This is a genomic window from Streptomyces sp. cmx-4-9 (assembly GCF_046548835.1).
Lineage (GTDB): Bacteria > Actinomycetota > Actinomycetes > Streptomycetales > Streptomycetaceae > Streptomyces.
The window spans coordinates 129,390-150,264 of sequence record NZ_JAEBEE010000002.1 but is presented as its reverse complement, the minus strand read 5'-3'; the positions used below and the strand labels follow the sequence as shown (position 1 = coordinate 150,264).

Below are 20,875 nucleotides of genomic sequence, written 5' to 3'. Positions count from 1 at the left end.
GGAAGGAGACCGCCATGACCACCGCCCCCGACAAGGTCAACGGCACATCGCTCGTCTCGCCCGCCGAGTCGTGGGCCCGCGCCTCGATCTCCGAAGCCGAGGCCGACCGGATCCGAACCCTCACCGCAGCCGAGGTCGAGGTCAAGCGGATCGCCGCCGAAGCCGCCGCCCAAGCTGAGATCATCAAGGCCAAGGAGGAAGCCGAGAAGCTGCGGATCGCCAACGAGCGGGCGGCAATGCGGCTCGAATCGGAGCGCGCAGCCCACGAAGCGCGGATCGAAGAGGCTAAGGCCAGGCAGGCCGAGACCCGACGCAAGGCCGAAGCCGAAGCAAAAGCAGCCGAGGAAGCCGAAGCGGCAGCCGAGGACGAGCAGGAGGCGCGCGAGAAGTCCGCGAAGTCCTGGAAGACCGCAGCCCTCAGCTTCGCCGTCGTCTGCGCCCTGGTCGCCCTGCCCGTACAGATGTCCGCCTTCTACAGCCCCGAACGGCCGTACCTCGGTGGCGTCCCGATCGTTCTCGAAGCGGGGGCGTGGGTCGTCCTCAAGGGTGCGGCAGCCGCAGTGACCGACCGTCGGCCGCACTGGCACTACCGACTCATCGCCTGGCTGATCGCCGCCGGGGCCGCCGCTGTAAACCTGGCGCACGGGCTCGACCAGTTCGACGCGACCACCGCCATCGCAACCGCCGTCGCCTCGATCGCCGGCCCCGGCATCTGGGACCTCCACGAGCACGGCCGGATCCGGCTCCGGGACGGCAAAGTCTCCTGGTGGGCTGCGCGCCGCGCCAAGTCTGCGGAGGAAGGCGCTCGGCGACTCGCCCTCGCCGAGAAGAAGGCGGCGGAGAAGATCGCCGAAGAGGCCGCGAAGAAGCTCGCCACGGAAAGGCAGTCCGCCTTCCCGAAGGAGTGGGCGCACGCACTTCGACTGTCCGCGGCCCTCGGCGACACCACCGTCACCGAAGCCATCTGGAAGCGCGCCTACCGCGACCTCAACGGCGTCGACCCCGGCGACAGCGTCGACATCATCCGCGGCCGGAATGCGGCCGAGCGGCGCCTTATCGCAGCCCGCTCCGAGGCGCCCGGAAAGCGACCCGTCAAGGCAGCGAACGCCCAGCGTGCATCGCAAATGCCCCCCGCCTCGGGAACGCGCCTCTACCGGCCGCCGACGCGGTCCGGTGTGCGCCGCAAGGGAGACACCGTGAAGTACGTCCCGGCCGCCAACAGGCAGGCCGCCATCACCGCGAAGAACGCCATGGATCGAGAGGGTGAGACCGCATGAGCACCGCCGCCGCCCGCCCGCACCTGACCCCCGTCCCCGACCTGCCGGCCGCCCCGCTCGAGGGGGTCACCCACCCCCCGGCCACGATCGAGAAGGCCGCCACCCCGGGCTGGCTGCAGTCCGCCGGGCAGCACGTGGTCGAGCACCGCGGGTACATGCCGCTCGCCGGACGAGGCTGCTACCGGATGGGTCAGCGTTGGGTGGCCGGCTGGCACGACTACCACCCCCACATGATCGCCACCGCCGAGCAGGCCCTCGCCGCCGAGCAGGACGTCGACAAGCAGGACGACCTGAAGGATCAGGTCGAAAAGCGGCGCGCCGCCTACATCAAGCACCGCCTGATCTATAGCGCCCAAACCGCAGCTTGGGGGGCAGCCGCCACCACCGCCACCACCGTCGGTACGGTCACCGGGGGCGGCTGGGTCGCCCTCACATCCGCCCTCGGCGCCTACCTGTACAGCGTCCGGCGCGGCATCGGCGACGGGCCCGCGTTCCCGGCGGCCCGCACGGCTTACGACCCGGCGCTGCCGGCCGGCGCCGCGGCAGACTCCGCCCGGCATGGGGTTCGCGGCGAGCAGGATCTGATCACGGCCCTCGTCAAGGCGAAGATCGTCACAGAGGCTCAGCGCGCCGAGACCCGAGTGATCGGGCAGATCCGACCTGACGGACCGGGCTGGGCCGCCACCATCGAACTTCCCGAAGGCATGGAGGCCGTCGAAGCCACCAGCAAGGCCGGGAAGCTCGCCGGAGCCCTCCGCGTGAAAGCGCAGCAGGTCCAGCTCAAGGCCGACACCTCCGAGGGCAGCCACGAAGGGCGGGTCGGCCTGTGGGTCGCCGACAACGCGAACCCGTTCGCCGGCCCCAAGGTTCACAGCGAGCTCCTCCGCGCCCAGCAGTGGCACTTCTGGCGCGACGGGATCCCGCTCGGCACCGACGCCCGCCAGGACCGGCAGGCCCTCAACCTGATCTGGTCGTCCATCCTCATCGGCGGCTTGCAGGACTACGGCAAGTCCTACCTCGCCCGGCTGATCGCCGCTGCGGCAGCCCTCGACCCGACCGTCCGGATCATCGTCATCACCGGCAAGAGCGGCCCCGACTGGGCGCCCCTCAAGGCGATCGCCCACCGGTGGATCTCCGGTTCCGAACCGGACGACATCCGTGAAGTCCTCGACCTCATGTCCTCCACCGTCGGCGACATGCAGAAGCGAGGCCGCGACCTGGCCCGGCTGTTCGAGGAGGATCCGGAGCGCTGCCCCGAGGGGAAGATCACGCCCGAACTCGCGGACGACGGCATGGGTCCCGTGCTCCTCATTGTCGACGAGCTGCAGGAACTCCTTGACGGCGCCAACCTGGTCAAGGTGCCCGCCGAAGGCGACGACTCCGACAACCCGCGGCTGATCAAGGCCCAGCCGATCCTCGTCGACTACTTCGCCCGGTTCGTTCGCGTGGCCCGCTTCGTCCTCGGCATGGGCGTGTTCGTCACCCAGCGCCCCGACGCCGACAGCGTCCCCACCGAACTCCGCGCCGTGTGCATCAAGCGCGCCAGCTTCCGCACCAAAGACCCCGACAGCTCCGCCATGGTCCTGGGGGAGGCCGCGGTCAGGGCAGGCGCTGCCCCGCACGCGCTGACCGAGAACTCCAAGGGCGTCTTCGTCCTCGACCAGGGCGCCGAGGACGGGCACACCACGCTCCGCGGCGACGTGATCGACCTGCCCGACTTCCGGAAGATCTGCGAACTCGGGCGGCAGCTCCGCCTCGACGCCGGAACCCTGACGGGTGATGCGGCGTCCCGCGAGGAGCGAGCACAGAAGGCCGCGCTCGACAGGCTCCTGATCGAAGGATGCCTGCGCGTGATGACCGACAGCGGCCGGGATGCCGCCCAGCTGGACGAACTCGCCACCGCCGCCCGGATGGATCCAGACACCCTCGCCGAGGAGCTGCGAGCGGCTGGCGTCATCCGCCCCGAGAAGGTCAACATCCCCGGCAAGGGACGGCTCCGCGGCTATGACCGCGCCTGCCTTGAGGTAGCCCTGAAGGCCCTCTAGGCCCCGGACACCCCCCGGACGGGACCCAGTTCATCCCGATATGCACCCCGGACACAGGGTGGACGGCCCCCGGACGTCGCCCGCTCCTGTCCGCCCCGCGTCCGGCCCCTGTCCGGGGTGCAAACCACTGCAAACTAGGGCCACGTCCGGCCCGCAAACCACCCCGAAACATCCAATGAAGGGAAACGTCATGGGCAAGACCTGGAGCACCCGACGCCGAGGAGACGAGAAGGACTTCCTCCGCTGGCTCTCCAAGGGCAAGACCGTCTACGTCATCAACCGGCCCCAGCATGCAGGCGCAGCCCACCTGTGGAACCACGCCCAGACTTGGAGCGAGCACACCTGCACCGGCCAGCACCCCCTCCTCGGCGGCTGGCAGATCGGCAACAACGTCAGCGCGAAGAGCTTCCTCCGCTGGCACGGTGAGGTGCACGCGACCCCGCCCCGCGGCATCCCCCACCACTCCGACTCGGGCCCCGACTGCCGCGACGAGGGCTACGGCCTCCCGCGCGGATGGGAAGACGAGGTCCGCCGCCTCGACCTCGATGAGGTCCGCGAGATGGAGAAGCGGGCCCGCGAGGCCGGCGACCAGTACGACGAAGACCGCAAGGCCGGCCGACGCGGCGGGCGCTGGTTCTGATGCAGACCCTCACTTCCGCCGCGGTCGAGGCCGCGGCGGCCCTCACCCTCGAGGAGCGGCTGGCCCTCACGGGCTTGGCCATGGACTCCCGCCTCGACGAGGCCGGGCTGGCCTTCGACATCGACACCGCGCACGTCGACCTGCCGGAGATCCTGACCGCCCCCATGCCGACCGCCACTCGGCAGCCGGTCGCGGTCGACGAGGTCCTTCAGGAAGCGGGCCGCCTGATCGCCGCCCACGGCTGGATCCGCGGCTACGTCGGCTCGGCGGCCACCGGCTACTGCGCGATCGGCGCCATCCGGGCCGCAGCCGGCGGGGACGGACGGCTGGAGGACGCGGCCGAGGCAGTCCTGCTCGCCCGGATCCGCGCCGAACAGCCCGACGTCTTGTCGATCGGGGCATGGAACGACAGCCAGAGCGGCCCGGCGCCCGTGATCCGGATGCTGGGCTGACCTACCGCTCCACCGCCAGGCCCTCGCCAACCGCGGGGGCCTTCGGCATGAGTACCGCGCGCGCCAGCCACCCCGGACCAGCAGCCTGCACAGGTGCGGTCGTCGCTGTCGCCCCCAGCGCTGCACACAGCCGATCCAGCTCACGCTGACATTCGGCAGCCGTCGACCCGCGCACCATGTATGAAACGCCCATGCCGGCAGTGTCCCACCAGAGATCACCCCTTGACACGAGTAAGCCACCGAAGTCATTATCTGCTGACATAGCACTTGTGCGCGCTCAGGCCGTCCCCCCAAGGGCGGCCTTTCGTCATTCCTAGGGGGTGCGCATGAACCGGCCGCAGCTCGTCACCGCCGCAGACGCCGCCTACTACACCGGCCGGCCCGTCGGAACGATCTGGCGCTGGGCTTCCGAAGGCCGCATTCATCGGTACGGCGGCAAGGGCAAAGCCGCCCGCTACGACCTCCGCGAACTCGACCGCAAAACCGTTCACCCCTGGACCGGCGAGATTCACCTCGGCGACCCGCCGCCACTACCGGCTGGCGTCCGAGCCGCCTGAGGAGGATCCGTGTCGACTCCGATCGTCCTCCGCCCCGAGGACTACGGCACCATCTCCGGCCGCGACAGCACGACCGCACTGCAGCGCACCTTCGCCGCGGCCGACAAGCTGCTCGCCCGGGATGCCGGCGGTGGGGTGCCGGTCGCGACGTGCGAGATCCAGCTGTCGGGCAGCTACCAGGTCAGCGACACGATCATGCCGCCGGCCAGCGGGCGCGCCCAGGGGCTGACGATCCGCGGGATGGGCAAAAGGTCCAGCGAGATCGTCATGACTGGGGCGGCGCCGCTGCTTGTGAACGCGGACCGGTGGATGGGGGTCCGCTTCTACGACTGCTCGTTCAGGTCGACGAACCCTGCGGCGAGCTTCCTGTACTCCACTAGCACGGGCGGCGCCCAGGACTGGGGCTTCACGAACTGCGAGTGGCGCGGGACCTGGCGGTACGGCATCGGCCTCGACGGGCCCGACAAGTCGAACTGCAACTCGGAATGGTTCTTCAACAACTGCCACGTCAACGGCAGCTACGACGTGGCGTGGCTCTGGTCCGGGATGACCCCGTCGATCAGCCAGCAGGACCAGTTCCTGAACTTCTCGCTGCGGGACTGCAAGGTCGAGTACGACAGCGGTGACGCTCTTCGCTTCGACAAGGGCGGCTCAATAAACGTCTCCGGCGGATCCTGGATCATCAAGGGCAGACGGGCCGACGGAAAGACCAGTCGCTTCTTCCACTTCCCGGCCGGCAGCCACCACGACAGCGTCCAGTCACTCCTCGTCGAGGGCGTCCGCTTCGAACCTCGTGACACCGCGAACTTAGTCATCGAGTCGAACTGGCGCGGGCAGGTCACGTTCCTGAACTGCATGGACGATGCGTGGGCCTACCGGCCCCCGTCCGCCGCCGACGACTACGCCCCGCACCGCTACACGAACCCAGGCGGGGTCCGCTACCAGGGCTGCCAGCTCGCCGGCCGGCACCGGTACACGCAGACCACGGCCCCCAGCAGGCAGTCGATCGTCTACGACCAGAGCGCCCGCACCGTCGCCAGCCGCCGCTCGAAGGCCGCGTTCTACGACCTGCAAGGCGCCTACGCGTCCAGCATCCGCATCACCCACCGGGACGACCGGGACGGGATCACGTAGAACCCGTGACGCCGCGGCCCTTCCTCCGTCAGCATGGTGCGTCCAGAACCGCGACGTAGGGACAGCCCATGTTCGGCAGCAAGAAGTCACCGGAAGAGAAGGCCGCGGCGGCCCGTAACAGCAAGATCAGAGGCGCCGCAGCTTCCGCAGGCGTGACCATGTTCGGCGGGAAGTTCAGGGCGCCGAACCAGACGGACGTCCCCGTCGAGGGTGCCAGGGTCACGCTGGAACGCGGTGAAGAGGCCAAGGCCCGCATCACCGCGACCCGCGTAGCCCTCACGGGCATATTCGCCCTGTTCCTCAAGAAGGACATGACGAAGCTGTTCATCACCATCGAAGGCGCCGGCGGCGAAGTGCTCGTCCAGCCCGTCGATGCGAACAAGGAACCCCAGGCCAGGATCTTCGCGACGCTGGTCAACGGCGAAGTGACCGCCCCCGAGTAGCCCCGGCCGCACGGCGCGGCGGATCCACCCCGAGGGAGGTCCGCCATGCCGATGCCCGATGGAGTCCCAACGATCACCGTTGTCGACAACCGGCGGCGGCCCGACGGCTCCGCGATGACCGGGCAGGTCGTCTTCCGGCCCCGCGTGCGCACTCTTACATCGGCCGAGCACGGCGTGATCGTCATGGGCGACGCGGTCGCCAGCTGGGTCAACGGCGTCCTCAGTGTCGCGCTGCTACCCAATGATGCGGCCGGTTTCACCCCCACAGGGGGAACCTACGAGGTCATCGAGCGCCCCTACGGAGCTGCTGGCGACAGCTACGACATCTCCCTCACTTCTTCCCTCGGCTCTACCGTTCAGCTGTCCGACCTTGCGCCGGTCAGCCCGGCACAGGGCGAGTACGTCACCGTCCCAGGTCCGCAGGGTCCCGCAGGTCCGAGCGGACCCCAAGGTCCCGCCGGCCCGACAGGGGCAACTGGCCCGACAGGAGCCGCCGGAGCGCAGGGAGCGACTGGCGCCACCGGGCCAACCGGACCCCAAGGCCCGGCAGGAGCCGACGGCGAAAACGCCGACGCCGAGGCGTACACCGACGCGGCCATCGCCTCCGAAGCGACCCGAGCCGATGCGGCCTACGAGACTCCCGCCGGAGCCACCGCGAAGGTCAACGCGCACGCGGGCGCCGCCGATCCCCACGCAGACCGGGCCTACGCCGACACGAACAAACTCGCCAAGTCAGCAAACCTGTCCGACCTGGCCAACCCGACGACCGCGCGGACCAGCCTCGGGCTCGGCACCAGCGCTACCCGAAACGTCGGCATGAGCAACGGAACCGTCGCCGCCGGTGACGACAGTCGACTCACCGACTCACGCACCCCCACCGCGCATGCATCCAGCCATGCCGCGGCAGGCGCCGACCCGGTCACGCTGACCCAGAGCCAAATCACCGGGCTGACGGCCTCGCTGGCCGCATGGAGGCGCCGCCACCTGCCCGACCCTGTCGTCGCTGACAGCCTCTACGCCGGCGCAGCGCCAACGATCGGCACTGTCCAGACCAGCACCCCCACCGCGGGTTACATCAAGTACGCCCCGGCCGGCGTAGCGCTTACCGGCTCCGACGTCACCGGCCCCTTCACCTACCTCGGGGCAGGCGGCTTCCAGGTCGGCACAGGCACCCCCGACTCCACCTACGTCCTGCCGACCAGCCGCTACCCGAACACCCGCACCAACCTGAGCAGCTCGCAAGCCGTCTGGTCCTTCGAATTCGGGACCGACGCACAGACCTTCCAGTGGCGCTTCAACTACCAGACCGCCGGCATGTACCGGCTCAGCATCGACGGGCGCAAGGTCACCGACCTCATGCAGTCGGTTGGAGGCACGACCGCCGGCAGCACCCACCTGATGACCATCGACCTCGGCAGCGCGGTGCCCCGCGTCATCCGACTCGACGTCTACACCGCACCCTTCGGCGGCATCTTCCTGCCACCCACCGCCACCATGTGGTCCGCCGTCCCCAAAGGTGGCCGCTTCATGGGCTTCGGCGACTCCCTCACTGACGGCTCCGCCATCAACACGGGCGGAGGCGCGGGCACCTGGCTGCACCGCACCGCTCGCCTCCTCGGCAGCAACGACGTCTGGGACGAAGCCCGCGGCGGTACTGGCTACATCACCGTCGGCGCCTACGCGACCCTCGCCACCCGAGTCGCCGCCGACGTGGTCGCCTGGAACCCTTCGCGGCTCGTTGTCTGGGCCGGATACAACGACAACGGGGGCTCTCAGCCGACCATCTCGGCAGCGGCAGCCTCTCTGTATTCGACGATCAGGGCAGGGCTGTCCGGTGCCGAGGTGTACATCATCGGATGCTGGTCGCCAACCGGCAGTCCAGGAGCGTCGATCACGAACACGGACGCCACCCTGAGGGCCGCAGCCGCTGCCGCAGGCTATCCGTTCATCAGTCCAATCACTGGGGCCATCTACGACGCCACGGGGGCTCTCGTTGCCACTCACGGGGCCTGGATCACGGGCACTGGGCGCGTAGGGGCAACCACAGGCAGCGGAAACGCCGACATCTACATCGGTACGGACGCTGTTCACCCTACGGACGCAGGGCACGTCTACCTGGCCCGCAGGATCGCAGCAGCCATACGGGAGCTCATGCCCGCCTAGGGGCCTGGGGGATGCATCCCTATCCCCCCTGGGCCCCTCAGGGGGGTGGGGGGCATGGGGTAGGGAAGGGGGAGGGGCCATGCCGACGTCACCCCCTACGAGATGTGGGGATCCCGAGTGCCAGGAGCTCACCACGCAAGGCAGGTGCGAGGCACACCAGAGGAAGGCATGGGCCAACAGATCCAAGGAGTGGGGCTCAGGCTCGACACGCAAGTGGCGTGAGACCAGGGCGCGACAGCTTGATCGCGAGCCCACGTGTCGATGGTGCGGCTCGCATGACGCGCTGCAGGTCGATCACATCATCCCGTTGTCCGAAGGCGGCTCGAAGTGGGACTCGGCGAACCTTCAGACGCTCTGTTCGGGCTGTCACGAGGTCAAATCGGACCAGGACAGGCGTCAGAGGACGCATCCAGAGGGCTCAAGGCTTACATTCTGACCCCTTGACAGGCTAAAATGAGGCTCAGACAGGCCCCCCAAAGGCCGTCCAGGATGTCGAATTTGGAGCCTCTGAGAGCCCCAAGATCGAGATTATGACCCACCCGAGGACCCCCGGAGGGGGGTAGGGGAGTCAAAATCACGAAAACGGACATCCTGGACAGCGCCGCGGTGAGCTGGGATGGCGCACACTCAAGTCCGAGACCCCCCTGACCTGCACTTTCTCCAACCATGATCCGTTACGCTGCGTGAGGGGGTTCCCATGCCCTCGCCCAAGCCCCGCCCGGCCGGCCTCAAGCTGGTCGAAGGCTCCCGCCCGGGCCGCGACTCGGGGGGCCGCAAGGTCGTCGAGCCGCCCGCCTTCAAGCGCGTCCCGCCTGAGGCCCCCGAGTGGCTGCCGGCCGAGGCTCGCGCCGAGTGGGAGCGGGTCGTCCCGGAGCTTGCCCGCCTCGACCTCCTCAAGCCCGTGGACCGTTCGGCCCTGACGGCGTACTGCCTGACCTGGGACCGACTGGTCCAGGCGCAGCGACAGATGGACGAGGACGGGTCGGTGCTGGCGACCAACTCCCAGGGCCGTGTCCGGCATCCGGCGGTCGCGGTGATCGAGGCGGCGTCGAAGGAGCTGCGGGCGTGGGCGGGTGAGTTCGGTCTGACGCCTTCGGCTGAGTCGAGGGTGGGCCGACAGGGGGACGACGATGGGGACTCGACGAACCCGTTCGCCGGCTCCGGCTGACCTGGGCCTGAGTCCCGAGGTCGCCTGGTATCTGGAGTCCCGCGGCATCCCGCTGCCGGACTGTCCGCCGAAGATCCAGACTCCGAATCCGGGCGAGGCCAAGGGTGCGGTCTTCGACCCGGCGAAGGTCGACAAGGTCTTGCAGTCCTTCCACCTGCTGCGTCACACGCAGGGCAAGTGGGCGGGCAAGCCCCTGGACCCGGATCCTTGGCAGGTGGCGTACATCCTGGCGCCAGTCTTTGGCTGGGTCCGCTGGGACGACGAGGCCGAGGGCTACGTGCGGATCGTCCGCAAGTTGTACGTGGACGTGCCCCGCAGGAACGGCAAGACGACCCTCAGTGGCGGCATCGCCGTGTACTTGATGGCGGCGGACTCGGAGCCGGGCGCCCAGGTGTACGCGGCGGCTACCAGCGAGAAGCAGGCCCGGTACACGTTCGACCCGATCAAGACGATCGCCGAGCGGGCGCCTGCGCTGAAGGGGAACGTTAAGGCGTTCACCAAGAAGATCACGCACCCGGCCTCCGGCTCGTACTTCACGGTCGTCTCGTCGGTTGCCGAGGCCCTGCACGGGGCCAACGTCCATGGCGGGATCATCGACGAGCTGCACGTCCATAAGTCCCCGGACTTGGTGGAGACGATCGAGACTGGCACCGGCTCCCGCCGTCAGCCGCTCGTCATCATCATCACGACCGCGGACGAGGGCAAGCAGGAGTCGATCTATGACCGGAAGCGGCAGTACATCGAGCAGCTGGCACGCGGCGCCCTCCATGACCTGGACACCTACGGCGTGGTCTGGGGTGCCGACGAGGATGACGACCCGCATGCCGAGGCGACGTGGCGGAAGGCGAACCCGGGCTACGGGGTCAGCCCGTCGGCCGCGTACCTGCGTGGCGCGTCGGCTGAGGCCCAGCAGTCGCCGGCCGATCTGGCGAAGTTCCTGCGCCTGCACCTCGGGATCCGCACCAAGCAGACGACCCGGTTCCTGACGCTGGAGGCCTGGGACCGCAACGCGTCCATGGTCGACGAGCGACGCTTTGAGGGGCGGGCGGCGTATGGCGGTCTGGACCTGGCGAGCAGTAGCGACCTGTGTGCGCTGTGCTGGCTCTTCCCCGACGACGAGACTGGCACCCTCGATGCCGTCTTCAGGTTCTGGACTCCAGAGGACAACCTCCGCGCGCTGGACAAGCGGACCGCGGGCGCCGCGTCGCGCTGGGTCCGGGAGGGCTTCCTGGTGGCGACGCCGGGGAACGTGGCGGACTACGACTGGATCAAGGAGCAGATCCGCCGAGACCGCGACCACTTCAAGGTCAAGTCCATCGGCTACGACCCGTGGAACGCTAGCCAGCTGACGAACGACCTGGTGTCCGAGCGGGCGCCGATGGTCAAGGTCCGGCAGGGCTTCGCGACGATGTCTCCGGTCCTGAAGGAGATCCAGCGGCTCACGCTGCAGGGCACGGCCGAGAGCCCGGCCCTGCGGCACGGCGGCCACCCGGTGGCCCGCTGGTGCGTCGACAACCTGGCGGTGGCTATGGACCCGGCGGGCAATGTGAAGCCGGACAAGGCCAACAGCGGCGACAAGATCGACGGCGTCTCGGCGCTGGCCACGGCGATGGCCGAGGTCGTCGCCCGGCCCCCGCGGCGGAAGTCCCGTTACGCGGACGACGAGGGAATCATGGTCGTGTAGCGGCCGGAACGGAGGCCGCATGTTCGCCTGGCGTCGCACGGCGGTACGCAAGCGCGTGATCGTGAACCTGGCGGACAAGGCGTTCCGGGGAATCCTGTGGGCGCAGCGCGGCCCGCTGCTGGTCCTGCGCGACGCGGAACTCCTGGAGCCGGGGCGGGTCGGGCAGCGCATGGACGGCGAGGTCGTCATCGAGCGTCACCAGGTCGAGTTCACTCAGGTTCTGGCGACGGGCGGTGACTGATGGCGTTCGTGGTCTCCTCCGGCCAGCTCGCGGTCACCGGCGCCGGCGTCACTCCCGGCTACGCGGCGATGCCCCTTCCGGCCGCCCCCTGGGAGTACGAGACGATCTGGCGCACCCAGCCCCAGGTCCGAACCGTGATCGGCTTCCTCGCCAGGAACATCGCCCAGCTGGGCATCCATACGTTCCGCCGAGTCAGCGACACCGACCGGGAGCGGCTGACAGATCACCCGCTCGCGCAGCTCCTAGCCTCCCCGATGCCGGGCATGACGACGTTCAGGTTCGTCGAGCGGATGGTTTCCGACGTAGCCCTCTACGACTCCTGGTACGGGATCAAGCTGCGGCTGAATGGGAAACTGCAGATCCTGCCTACGCCGCCCTCGCTGATCCGCCCTTACGGCGGAAACTGGATCCGGCCCGACCACTATGAGACCGCGGGCGGCAAGGACTTCGCGGTCGAGGACGTCGTCCACATCCACGGCTACGCGCCCGACAACCTGACTGTCGGGTCCTCGCCGATCGAGTCTCTGCGCGAACTGCTCCTCGAATCGTCCGAGGCCGCGCGACAGCGGTCGCAGATGTGGAAGGGCGGCGCCCGACTGACGGGTGTCCTGCAGCGTCCGCCGGATGCGCCCGACTGGGGCGCCAAGGAGAAGCAGCGCTTCCGTGAGATGTGGCGTTCCTTCTCTCAGGGCGGCGGCGCCGAGGGTGGCACGCCGATTCTCGAGGACGGCATGACCTATCAGACGGTCGGCTTCAACCCGGAGCAGGCCCAGTACATCGAGAGCCGGAAACTCACCCGTGAGGAAGTCAGCGCGGCGTACTTCATCCCGCCGCCCCTGATCGGGATCCTCGACCACGCGACCTACTCCAACATCAAAGAGCAGCATGCCCACCTGTACCAGGACACCCTGGGTCCGTGGATGGTGATGCTGCAGCAGGAGATCCTCGCGCAGATCCTGCCTGACATGCCCGGCGATAACAGCGACGTGTACGCCGAGTTCAACATCGACGCCAAGCTGCGCGGCTCGTTCGAGGAACAGGCCGTCGCCGCGAGCACGGCGACGGGCCGGCCGTGGATGACGGTCAACGAAACCCGGGCCCGCAACAACCTCCCGTCGATCGACGGCGGCGACTCGCTGATCACGCCGATGAACGTGACCGAGGGCGGCCTCGCCTCACCGCGGGACACGGCGCCGGATCAGGCGGCACTCCCAAAAGCGCGTGGCCTGGCGCTGGTGAAGAGCGGCAAGCCGGCTGACCTGGGATCCGCGGATACCGAAGGTGACGCCCTCGCGACGTCGCTGGAGAAGTGGACGGCGCGCGCGGCAGGCAAGCTGCTCGCGGCGGCCGGCGCCAAGGCAGGGGACATGCCTGACCTGCTCGCGCTGTGGGCCGCCGGATCCAAGGATCGGATCGCCCAACTCGAAGCCCTCCTCGCCGACCACGGCTATCGCCTGGCGCAGGTCGGTGCCTGGGATGTCCTGAACGAATGGAACCCGGACGCCGAGAACTGGTCGGCCGACGTGATGCTGGCCTGGATCCTGGCAGCCGCGCACACGCACGCGGAGCAGCACGAGGAGGCAGGCCAGAAGGCGGTCGCTTCAGTGCAGGAGCGGGGCGGCGAGAGCTGGCGGGAGAACCTGCAGGGCGCCGCCGTGGCGTGGGAGTCCGCGGCTACGGTCCGCGCGGCGACTGCTTCGACGGAGCTCCGGTCCTTCGGCGGCCACGATGCGGCCTCAGCTTCCGGGCTCACCAAGAAGATCTGGCGCACCGGGGGACGCAACCCGCGGCCGTCCCACAAGGCGCAGAACGGCGAGGCCGTCAGCCTCGACGACGTCTTCTCCAACGGCTTGCGATGGCCGGGCGACGGCCAGGGCAAGACCGACGAGCTCATCAACTGCAACTGCTCACTCGACTACGCGAGGGGAGACTGACGTGCTGACGAAGGATGCCCCCGCGCGGGTGAAGGCTGCTGGCGAGAGCGATGGGCTGGGGGTCGGTGAGTTCACCGCCCTGGTCAGCGTTTTCGGTAACGAGGACTCGATGGGCGACGTGGTCATGCCGGGAGCGTTCGCCGACGACCTGGCCCGCTGGCAGCAGTCCGGCGACCCGATCCCGGTGATCTGGTCCCACGACTGGGGCGACCCTTTCTCTCACATCGGCCACGTGACCGAAGCCCGCGAATCTGCTGGTGGGCTGCTCGTCACAGGTCAGCTCGACCTTGAGAACCCGAAGGCCCAGCAGGTTTTCCGCCTTCTCAAGGGCCGCCGCGTCACGCAGATGTCGTTCGCTTACGACATCGAGGACGGCGGCTGGGGCGAGCGCGACGGGCGCGAGGTGTACGAGCTGCGGAAGCTGCGGATCCACGAGGTCGGCCCGTGCCTGGTCGGCGCCAATCAGGAGACCGAGCTCCTCGCGGCGAAGGCTCACGGCCTGGTCCGCGGCGCGAAGGCCGGCCGCGTCCTCAGCCAGGCCAACTATGACTCCCTCTCCAAGGCGCACGCCGCCATCGGCGAGGTGCTCGCGGCGGCGACGCCCGAGAAGAGCAAGACCGAAGAGCCCGGCCAGCAGGAAGCCCTCGCGCCTGACGGCAGCCAGCCGTCGGAGCAGCCGGAGCCCCAGCCCGCTCAGGAGCTCAAGGCAGAACCCGCCCCCAGCAGCACAGAGGAAGAGTCCACGCCGGACCCCCGCGAAGCATCCGCAGAGGATGCCGCCAAGGTCGGTGCCGCCGCCTCCCGCCTGCTTACTCGCCTGGACCTCGACTTGCTCGAGCTGGGCGCTTAACCGGAACGAGGAGACATGAGCGTCAAGATCGACGAACTCACCGAGCAGATCAAGCACCACCTCACCGAGGCCCGTGCCATCGCCGCCAAGGCGGAGGCCGAGGACCGGGACTTCACGGACACCGAGCGGTCCGCCCTCAACGAGCACATGGCCAAGGCCACTGCCGGCGGCGACGAGCTGAAGAAGGCCAAGGGCGACGCCGAGCTGCGGTCCACGCTGGCCGGCCTCGGCGACGACATCGGCCTCAACGAGAAGAAGTCCGCCGAACGCCGCACCCCCGCGGGCCTGATCGTGCCCGACGAGAAGACCTCGCTCGGTGAGCACTTCGTCAAGTCCGCCGAGTACGCGGCCCTGATGGGCACCACCGCCAACGGCCAGTTCGGGGCCAAGCAGCGCGTCCAGTCGCTGCCCGTCGGGTACAAGTCCCTGGTCACGGGCCTGTCCGACACCAGTGCCGGCGCGTTCGTCACGAACGACATGCGCGGCATGCAGGTCGCCCTGGAGGCGTTCCAGCGTCCGCTGCGCCTGCGCGACGTGGTGACCAACGGCACCACGACCAGCGACACCGTCGAGTACGTGCGGATGACGTCGACCACGAACAACGCGGCACCGGTCGCTGAGGCCACGTCCTCGGCTGCGCCGACCGCTCCGGCATCCGTGCCGGGCGCCCTCGTCAACAACGCGGGCGGCGGCTACAAGCCGGAGTCGGCGCTGGCCGCGGCGAAGGTCACGACCCCGGTCCGCACGATCGCGCACTGGATCCCGGTCACCAAGCGGGCTCTGTCGGACGCGGCCCAGATTCGCACCCTGATCGACGCGTTCCTGCGCTACGGCCTCGAGGAGGAACTCGAGGACCAGATGATCTCCGGCGACGGGACAGGCGAGAACTTCGAGGGCCTCGGCAACGTCTCCGGCGTCCAGGCCCAGGCCTGGGACACCAACGCCCTGACCACCACCCGCAAGGCCAAGACCAAGGTGCGGACGGTCGGCCGCTCGGTCGCCAACGCGTACCTCCTCAACCCGGCTGACCTGGAAACCATCGACCTTCTCCAGGACAACGAGGCCCGGTTCTACTTCGGTGGCCCCTCCAGCTCCGGTTCGGCAGGCACCCTCTGGGGCGTCCCGGTCATCGAAACCGAGGCCGTCCCCGCAGGCACCGGCTACGTCGGCGACTTCCGCAAGGCCGTCCTGTGGGACCGCGAGCAGGCCTCCATCCAGATGACCGACAGCCACGCGGACTTCTTCGTCCGCAACCTCGTCGCGATCCTCGCGGAGATGCGTGCAGCCTTCGGGGTGCTGCAGCCCAACGCCTTCGTCGAGATCGACCTCACCGCGTAAGGGGCACATCATGGCATACCTGAACGCTGGAGCCGGAGCGGCACGCGAGGGCAAGCAGGCAGCGGCGGTCGCTGATGTCGGAGCAGTGACTTCCGTGGTCGCCGCCGGCGCCAACCCGACCAAGGCCGAGTACGACGCACTCCGTGTCGACGCGCTGGCGACCCGCACCAAGCTCAACGCGCTGCTTGCCGCGCTGCGCACCTCCGGCCAGCTCGCCCCGTAGCCGTGTTCGCCCGGCAGACGGCTCGAGGGCGGTGCCCGTGCGGCGCCGTGCATGCGGCGTGTGGCCCGCCCTCCACCGTCACCCCTGTCGACCTCATGATCGAGGAGGTGTCCGCGATGAGCGGGCCGCTCAAGAAGTACCGGTACACGTCTCCCGGGGGCAGTGAGTCCGTCCTCAAGCTCAGCACCGAGGACGCCGAGAAGCACGGCCTCTCGGATGAGGACCTGGTCGAGTCCGGCAGCTCTGCGAAGGCTGCGACCCCGGACCCGAACAAGGCGCGTGCCGCGTCCGCCAACAAGGCGCGTTCGCCGAGGGGCAAGGGCGGTGCGGGTGGTGGCGACTGACACTCCGCTGGCCGACCCCGAGGAGCTGGCCATCTGGCTGCGCGTGCCAGCCGATAACCCGCTGCTGCTGATGACGCTGCGCTCCGCCTCCCGGCGCTTCCGCGGCGCGGTCCGGCATGAGGTGAACCTCGTCGAGGACGACGTGGTCACTCTGGACGGCAACGGCAGGGAGTCGATCCTGCTGCCAGTCTGGCCGACCACAGAGGTCAGCTCGGTTCTCCTGGACGGCGAAGAACTCGTCGAGGGAACCGACTACAGCTGGTCCGAAGCGGGCGTACTTCGGCGCCTCGGATGCCAGCGCTGGCCCGACAAGCTCCGCTGCATCGAGGTCACGTACAGCCACGGCTGGGCTGAGATCCCGACGGACATCTCCGACGCGGTCATCGAGCAGGCCCGGGCTTCGTACCGCTCCGAGCCGGGGCTGAAGTCCAAAGCAGTCGGCGGCCAGTCCGTGACCTGGGAGACCGGGGTTACGACCCAGTGGTCGGATGCGGTCGAGCGCCACCAGGTGCAGACCGGGAGCGACGCGTGATGTTCAACCAGACGCTGGTGCGGGTGCGCGCAGGCACGCGCGTGGACCGTGGCGGGAACACCGTCGCGGACTGGGCGACCGCCACCCGCGTCACCGTCACTCACGTCAACATCCAGCCCAGCATCCAGCAGGAAGCCCACGACGAGACCGGCTCGTCGAAGGTGACCGGCTGGCACGTCCAGTCCGCCGAGGGCACCAACCCTGACATCAGGGCGGACGACCGCATCGAGTGGGACGGCATGACCCTCGAGGTCGACGGCGAAGTCGCACGCTGGCCCGAGCTGTTCACCGACGCCGTGCACCACGTCGAGTTCGAGATGAAGCGGTCCACCGGATAGGAGGCGCCGTGCTGAAGAAGTTCGAGCTGGACAGTGCGGGCGTCCGCGAGCTGCTGAAGGGCCAGGAGATCCGCGACCTGATCGACGGCTACGCCCAACAGGTCGCCGACAACGTCAAGGCGCTGGTCCGCTCCGGCGTCCCGGTCGAGGTCCGCAAGTACACGACGGACCGGGGCGCCGCCACGGTCGTTGTCGCGGACGTGCGGGCCATGGCATGGCAGGCGAGGGACGGCATTCTCACCCGCGCCGCCGCGCACGCGGGCCTCGAGGTCAAGGCGTGGCAGAGGTGAAGCCGCTCGTCGTCTTCGGTGACGTGCAGGCCGCTGGCGCCTCGGTTCTGCGGACGGCTCTTGCTGGCCGCCTGGAGCCGTACACGGCTGGCGTCACCGTCGGCACCAGGGTTCCGGGCGATCGGTCGCCGGAGGTTCCCCATCTGCCCTACGTCATGGTCCGCAAGGACGGCGACCTGCCGCACTCCTCGATGGCGAACGCCCGCTGCACGCTGCGGGTCACCGTCTGGCACGAGGACCCCGACCAGGCTCACGACCTGGCCATGCTGTGCCAGGCCCTCCTCCTGGTGCACTCCGGCCCGGTCATCCGCGGCGTCCGCCCCGGCACCGGCCCGCTTCCCGCAGTCGACGAGGGCGCAGAACGGGCGGCGTCCGGCATCGATCTGTCGACGTTCACCGTGCTCGCCAACGTCAAGCCCCAGGTGCTCAGCGCCTGATCTCGTCCGCCGAACTGCGACGACAACCCCTTACCCAATGAAGGAGGACGCCGTGGCCGGCGACCCGCTGAAGGCAAATCTGTGGACGGACGCGGACGTCTACATCTCGACCAATCTCTCCGCGACCCTACCCGCTGATGCCGACACCCCGTTCGGCGTGGACTGGGATCTCGTCGGCCTCCTCGACGGAGACGACGGCTTCCCCGAGTCCCGCGACGAGGACACCGACGACAAGTATGCGTGGGGTGGCTTGCTCACCAAGACCAGTCGCAACCACTTCAAGCTGACCAAGAGCTTCACGGCGCTCGAGGACAACGACGTCACATTCTCCCTGCTGTGGCCGGGATCGTCCGCCACGCAGATCAAGGTGCCCCGCCCGGCCAAGGTCATGGTCGCCTTCGAGACTCGCGAGGGGGATAAGGTCCGTCGGTTGATCACTGCGAACTACGCCGAGGTCACCCTCGATGGAGACCACGGCGAGAACGAAACGGACATCGAGTCGATGTCGTTCACAGCGACGATCTTCCCGACCGGCGACGGCGTGCTCTTCAACCGGCAGATCACGCCGACCCTGACCGCCCTGGATGTATCACCCGCCACGAAGACGCTGGCCGTCGGTGCGATCGGGGCGCTCGTCGCCACGGCCACTTACAGCGACCTGTCCACCGCGATCGTCACAGCGTCCGCATCGTGGGTGTCCAGCAACCTGACCAAAGCGACCGTGGAAAACGGCTACGTCACTGCCGTCGCGACCGGCTCCGCCACCATCACGGCCACCTACGGCGGCTTCTCCGACACCTGCGCCGTAACGGTCAGCTGATCGCCGGGGCGCGGTCCTTCGTCGCGGTTCGACCGCGCCCCGGTGCACCACCCGAACCGCGACAAGGAGTGCCATGCCCATCAGCTACACGGACAAGCAGATCCACGACAAGGCCGTCGAGGTGGGTCTCATCCCAGCCGATGCCGAACTGCCGCGGAATCTTCGCGGCAAGGTCGTGGCCGTCCTGGCGAACGGGGATGCCGCCGAGCGGGCGATACCCGCCGAGCCGCAACTGGCCGGAGAGATCGTCATCCACGGCAGCTCCATTCTCGTCGACGGCGAGCCGTTCCCGTGGCTCGTCACCGGCCAGCCCATGGAGATCGGCCTCAACCCCGACGGCGTCAGCACCGTCCGCCTCACGTTGATGGCCGCCACCGTGCAGGTCATCCGCCCCGAACCGCGACCCGAAAGCGAGTAGTCATGGCCACCCGAACCGCGACCAGCAAGCCGGCTGACGACCAGCCGTTCGACTTCAACCTCGACGCCGTCGAGGCGGAGGTGGACCTCCGCCCCTTCCGCGTGCACTTCGCGGGCAGGCGCTGGGAGCTCACCCACATGCAGGACTTGAACTCGTGGGACGCCATCGCCGCAGCGGAAACCGGCGACGCGCGTTTCGTCGCAGAGAGCCTGAAGCTCGCCCTGGCAGATCAGTGGGATGACTTCCGGAAGCAGCGCCTGCCGCAGTACAAGCTGCTTTCCCTGTTCAAGGCGTGGCAGGCTCACTCGGGGACAAAGCCGGGGGAATCCGAAGCCTCCGCGATCTGATCCGGAGGCACGGCCGAGCCCTCGAGGCGGACCTGCGCAGCGAGTACGGGGTCCGCCTGCGCGACCTGTTCACCGGGGACCTGACCTGGCGGGAGCTGGCTTCCTACGTCGACGGACTTCCGCCGGGATCCCGTGTCCGCACCGCCCTCAACGACGGGCGGGCGGAGCCGACCGCGGAAGCGGTCCTCCTCGCCGACGTCTTCGACATGCTCCAGAACGTCGACTGGCACATCGTCGCCAGCAACATCGACAAGAAGAGCAACCTGCCGAAGATCCCCAGGCCGTACCCGCGCTGGTGGATGAAGCCGGCCCGCTCGAAGACAGACGGCAGCGAACGAGTGGCGCGCCTAGAAGCGGCCCGTGAGCGCAGGCGCGAACGCGCGGAAGCTATAGCCGAAGGCCGGATCGCCTGAACTGTCAGTGCAGGGCTGGATGATGAGCGGACGACAAGGAACCCCGGCAAGCGCGCGAACGCTTCCGGGGCACGGCCAACCTAGATCGAGGTTGACATGGCTCAGCGTACCCGGAACTGCCTGGGCTGCGAGGGTGTTATCACCCTTGCCCCGAGAGCGAGCGGACCGAAGTTCTGCTCTGACGACTGTAGGCCGCGGTGTTCGGTCGAGGAGTGCGACGGCCCGCGCGTGAAACGTGACTGGTGCGCCAGCCACTATGCGCAATGGCGAAGTACTCGAATCGCCCCACAGCCGTTTCAGTGGAAGTGGTCCGCACCTCAGCCGTGCATTGTCTGCGGGTGCGAGGAACGGTCCACCGAGTTGCGTCGGTTCTGTTCATGGGCCTGTCGGCAACTACACCTTGCCTATGGGGGCAACGTTCCCGTCTCGGTTGGATGCGTGCTCTGCGGCACAGCGATCGACCTGACGGTGCGAGGTAGGGGTGGCCAGCGTAAGAAGGCCAGCACCAAGCTGTGCCGACCCTGTAGGCAGGACTACGGCAAGTACCAAATGTCCGCCGGCCAACTGGCCCTGCGCGACGGCGCCAACTGCGGCATCTGTAGCGCGCCGGTCGACATAACCATTCGGCGTGCCGATGACGCCAAGTGGTGCGCGTCAGTCGACCACGTCCTGCCCCGGGCGCTCGGCGGAACCCATGAACCAGGGAATCTGCAACTCGCTCACCTGTACTGCAACCAGGTCAAGAGCGACTTGCGAGGCGCCATGCCATAACCGAATACGGGGGTCA

Annotated in this window: 26 protein-coding genes; all 26 read left to right on the top strand. The window is 68.7% G+C overall.

Annotation, left to right across the window (positions count from 1 at the left end):
- Positions 1-14 precede the first annotated feature (14 nt).
- Complete coding sequence (locus tag ACLJTM_RS06660) at positions 15-1,277, top strand: hypothetical protein (RefSeq protein ID WP_411102463.1); 1,263 nt, start codon at positions 15-17, stop codon at positions 1,275-1,277.
- Positions 1,274-3,322, top strand: a complete 2,049-nt coding sequence (locus ACLJTM_RS06655) for a hypothetical protein (protein WP_411102462.1) — start codon at positions 1,274-1,276, stop codon at positions 3,320-3,322. The genes ACLJTM_RS06660 and ACLJTM_RS06655 overlap by 4 nt, the downstream gene beginning before the upstream one ends.
- Before the next feature lie 190 nt (positions 3,323-3,512).
- Entirely contained in the window at positions 3,513-3,962 is a 450-nt protein-coding gene (locus tag ACLJTM_RS06650; RefSeq protein WP_411102461.1) for a hypothetical protein, read from the top strand.
- Positions 3,962-4,414, top strand: coding sequence for a hypothetical protein (locus tag ACLJTM_RS06645; RefSeq protein ID WP_411102460.1), 453 nt, complete (start codon positions 3,962-3,964; stop codon positions 4,412-4,414). The genes ACLJTM_RS06650 and ACLJTM_RS06645 overlap by 1 nt, the downstream gene beginning before the upstream one ends.
- 326 nt (positions 4,415-4,740) lie before the next feature.
- A complete protein-coding gene (locus ACLJTM_RS06640) occupies positions 4,741-4,971 on the top strand; it encodes a helix-turn-helix domain-containing protein (RefSeq protein WP_411102459.1) in 231 nt (76 codons plus the stop codon).
- A gap of 9 nt (positions 4,972-4,980) precedes the next feature.
- Positions 4,981-6,105 (top strand): hypothetical protein, encoded by a 1,125-nt coding sequence (locus ACLJTM_RS06635; protein ID WP_411102458.1) that lies wholly within the window; start codon positions 4,981-4,983, stop codon positions 6,103-6,105.
- Between the two features lie 68 nt (positions 6,106-6,173).
- Positions 6,174-6,548, top strand: coding sequence for a hypothetical protein (locus ACLJTM_RS06630; protein WP_411102457.1), 375 nt, complete (start codon positions 6,174-6,176; stop codon positions 6,546-6,548).
- 45 nt (positions 6,549-6,593) lie between these two features.
- Positions 6,594-8,711 (top strand): GDSL-type esterase/lipase family protein, encoded by a 2,118-nt coding sequence (locus ACLJTM_RS06625; protein ID WP_411102456.1) that lies wholly within the window; start codon positions 6,594-6,596, stop codon positions 8,709-8,711.
- Between the two features lie 79 nt (positions 8,712-8,790).
- Positions 8,791-9,147, top strand: coding sequence for an HNH endonuclease (locus ACLJTM_RS06620; RefSeq protein ID WP_411102455.1), 357 nt, complete (start codon positions 8,791-8,793; stop codon positions 9,145-9,147).
- A 261-nt stretch (positions 9,148-9,408) separates the two neighbouring features.
- Positions 9,409-9,879 carry a phage terminase small subunit P27 family gene (locus tag ACLJTM_RS06615; protein WP_411102454.1) on the top strand — a complete coding sequence of 157 codons (471 nt, stop codon included), beginning with the start codon at positions 9,409-9,411 and terminating at the stop codon, positions 9,877-9,879.
- Entirely contained in the window at positions 9,842-11,563 is a 1,722-nt protein-coding gene (locus tag ACLJTM_RS06610) for a terminase large subunit (RefSeq protein WP_411102453.1), read from the top strand. The genes ACLJTM_RS06615 and ACLJTM_RS06610 overlap by 38 nt, the downstream gene beginning before the upstream one ends.
- Positions 11,564-11,582: 19 nt before the next feature.
- On the top strand, positions 11,583-11,804 hold the full coding sequence (locus ACLJTM_RS06605; protein ID WP_411102452.1) for a hypothetical protein: 222 nt from the start codon (positions 11,583-11,585) through the stop codon (positions 11,802-11,804).
- Positions 11,804-13,738, top strand: a complete 1,935-nt coding sequence (locus ACLJTM_RS06600; protein ID WP_411102451.1) for a phage portal protein — start codon at positions 11,804-11,806, stop codon at positions 13,736-13,738. Before ACLJTM_RS06605 ends, ACLJTM_RS06600 begins: the two co-directional genes overlap by 1 nt.
- A 1-nt stretch (position 13,739) precedes the next feature.
- A complete protein-coding gene (locus tag ACLJTM_RS06595; protein ID WP_411102450.1) occupies positions 13,740-14,588 on the top strand; it encodes an HK97 family phage prohead protease in 849 nt (282 codons plus the stop codon).
- A 15-nt stretch (positions 14,589-14,603) separates the two neighbouring features.
- Positions 14,604-15,926: a phage major capsid protein gene (locus tag ACLJTM_RS06590; protein ID WP_411102449.1), complete on the top strand. Its 1,323-nt coding sequence runs from the start codon at positions 14,604-14,606 to the stop codon at positions 15,924-15,926.
- 10 nt (positions 15,927-15,936) lie between these two features.
- A complete protein-coding gene (locus ACLJTM_RS06585; RefSeq protein ID WP_411102448.1) occupies positions 15,937-16,149 on the top strand; it encodes a hypothetical protein in 213 nt (70 codons plus the stop codon).
- A 95-nt stretch (positions 16,150-16,244) separates the two neighbouring features.
- Positions 16,245-16,493: a hypothetical protein gene (locus ACLJTM_RS06580; protein WP_411102447.1), complete on the top strand. Its 249-nt coding sequence runs from the start codon at positions 16,245-16,247 to the stop codon at positions 16,491-16,493.
- A complete protein-coding gene (locus ACLJTM_RS06575; protein ID WP_411102446.1) occupies positions 16,483-17,025 on the top strand; it encodes a mobile element protein in 543 nt (180 codons plus the stop codon). Before ACLJTM_RS06580 ends, ACLJTM_RS06575 begins: the two co-directional genes overlap by 11 nt.
- On the top strand, positions 17,022-17,363 hold the full coding sequence (locus ACLJTM_RS06570; RefSeq protein WP_411102445.1) for a hypothetical protein: 342 nt from the start codon (positions 17,022-17,024) through the stop codon (positions 17,361-17,363). Before ACLJTM_RS06575 ends, ACLJTM_RS06570 begins: the two co-directional genes overlap by 4 nt.
- 8 nt (positions 17,364-17,371) lie before the next feature.
- Positions 17,372-17,653 (top strand): hypothetical protein, encoded by a 282-nt coding sequence (locus ACLJTM_RS06565; protein ID WP_411102444.1) that lies wholly within the window; start codon positions 17,372-17,374, stop codon positions 17,651-17,653.
- The gene (locus ACLJTM_RS06560) at positions 17,641-18,090 is read left to right on the top strand and encodes a hypothetical protein (protein WP_411102443.1); all 450 of its coding nucleotides are present in this window, start codon (positions 17,641-17,643) and stop codon (positions 18,088-18,090) included. Before ACLJTM_RS06565 ends, ACLJTM_RS06560 begins: the two co-directional genes overlap by 13 nt.
- Positions 18,091-18,127: 37 nt before the next feature.
- Positions 18,128-18,910 (top strand): Ig-like domain-containing protein, encoded by a 783-nt coding sequence (locus ACLJTM_RS06555; protein WP_411102442.1) that lies wholly within the window; start codon positions 18,128-18,130, stop codon positions 18,908-18,910.
- 73 nt (positions 18,911-18,983) lie between these two features.
- Positions 18,984-19,328, top strand: a complete 345-nt coding sequence (locus ACLJTM_RS06550) for a hypothetical protein (RefSeq protein WP_411102441.1) — start codon at positions 18,984-18,986, stop codon at positions 19,326-19,328.
- 2 nt (positions 19,329-19,330) lie between these two features.
- Positions 19,331-19,675, top strand: a complete 345-nt coding sequence (locus ACLJTM_RS06545) for a hypothetical protein (protein WP_411102440.1) — start codon at positions 19,331-19,333, stop codon at positions 19,673-19,675.
- Positions 19,621-20,088, top strand: a complete 468-nt coding sequence (locus ACLJTM_RS06540) for a hypothetical protein (RefSeq protein ID WP_411102439.1) — start codon at positions 19,621-19,623, stop codon at positions 20,086-20,088. The genes ACLJTM_RS06545 and ACLJTM_RS06540 overlap by 55 nt, the downstream gene beginning before the upstream one ends.
- 96 nt (positions 20,089-20,184) lie before the next feature.
- Positions 20,185-20,859, top strand: a complete 675-nt coding sequence (locus ACLJTM_RS06535; protein ID WP_411102438.1) for an HNH endonuclease — start codon at positions 20,185-20,187, stop codon at positions 20,857-20,859.
- Positions 20,860-20,875: the final 16 nt, after the last annotated feature.

Bases quoted from the DNA above. Each gene is read 5' to 3' on its own strand.
- ACLJTM_RS06605 (WP_411102452.1), top strand. From the start codon at position 11,583: ATGTTCGCCTGGCGTCGCACGGCGGTACGCAAGCGCGTGATCGTGAAC.
- ACLJTM_RS06545 (WP_411102440.1), top strand. From the start codon at position 19,331: ATGGCCACCCGAACCGCGACCAGCAAGCCGGCTGACGACCAGCCGTTC.
- ACLJTM_RS06650 (WP_411102461.1), top strand. From the start codon at position 3,513: ATGGGCAAGACCTGGAGCACCCGACGCCGAGGAGACGAGAAGGACTTC.
- ACLJTM_RS06615 (WP_411102454.1), top strand. From the start codon at position 9,409: ATGCCCTCGCCCAAGCCCCGCCCGGCCGGCCTCAAGCTGGTCGAAGGC.
- ACLJTM_RS06625 (WP_411102456.1), top strand. From the start codon at position 6,594: ATGCCGATGCCCGATGGAGTCCCAACGATCACCGTTGTCGACAACCGG.
- ACLJTM_RS06550 (WP_411102441.1), top strand. From the start codon at position 18,984: ATGCCCATCAGCTACACGGACAAGCAGATCCACGACAAGGCCGTCGAG.
- ACLJTM_RS06600 (WP_411102451.1), top strand. From the start codon at position 11,804: ATGGCGTTCGTGGTCTCCTCCGGCCAGCTCGCGGTCACCGGCGCCGGC.
- ACLJTM_RS06590 (WP_411102449.1), top strand. From the start codon at position 14,604: ATGAGCGTCAAGATCGACGAACTCACCGAGCAGATCAAGCACCACCTC.
- ACLJTM_RS06580 (WP_411102447.1), top strand. From the start codon at position 16,245: ATGATCGAGGAGGTGTCCGCGATGAGCGGGCCGCTCAAGAAGTACCGG.
- ACLJTM_RS06660 (WP_411102463.1), top strand. From the start codon at position 15: ATGACCACCGCCCCCGACAAGGTCAACGGCACATCGCTCGTCTCGCCC.
- ACLJTM_RS06555 (WP_411102442.1), top strand. From the start codon at position 18,128: ATGAAGGAGGACGCCGTGGCCGGCGACCCGCTGAAGGCAAATCTGTGG.
- ACLJTM_RS06620 (WP_411102455.1), top strand. From the start codon at position 8,791: ATGCCGACGTCACCCCCTACGAGATGTGGGGATCCCGAGTGCCAGGAG.
- ACLJTM_RS06535 (WP_411102438.1), top strand. From the start codon at position 20,185: ATGGCTCAGCGTACCCGGAACTGCCTGGGCTGCGAGGGTGTTATCACC.
- ACLJTM_RS06585 (WP_411102448.1), top strand. From the start codon at position 15,937: ATGGCATACCTGAACGCTGGAGCCGGAGCGGCACGCGAGGGCAAGCAG.
- ACLJTM_RS06630 (WP_411102457.1), top strand. From the start codon at position 6,174: ATGTTCGGCAGCAAGAAGTCACCGGAAGAGAAGGCCGCGGCGGCCCGT.
- ACLJTM_RS06610 (WP_411102453.1), top strand. From the start codon at position 9,842: ATGGGGACTCGACGAACCCGTTCGCCGGCTCCGGCTGACCTGGGCCTG.
- ACLJTM_RS06640 (WP_411102459.1), top strand. From the start codon at position 4,741: ATGAACCGGCCGCAGCTCGTCACCGCCGCAGACGCCGCCTACTACACC.
- ACLJTM_RS06655 (WP_411102462.1), top strand. From the start codon at position 1,274: ATGAGCACCGCCGCCGCCCGCCCGCACCTGACCCCCGTCCCCGACCTG.
- ACLJTM_RS06645 (WP_411102460.1), top strand. From the start codon at position 3,962: ATGCAGACCCTCACTTCCGCCGCGGTCGAGGCCGCGGCGGCCCTCACC.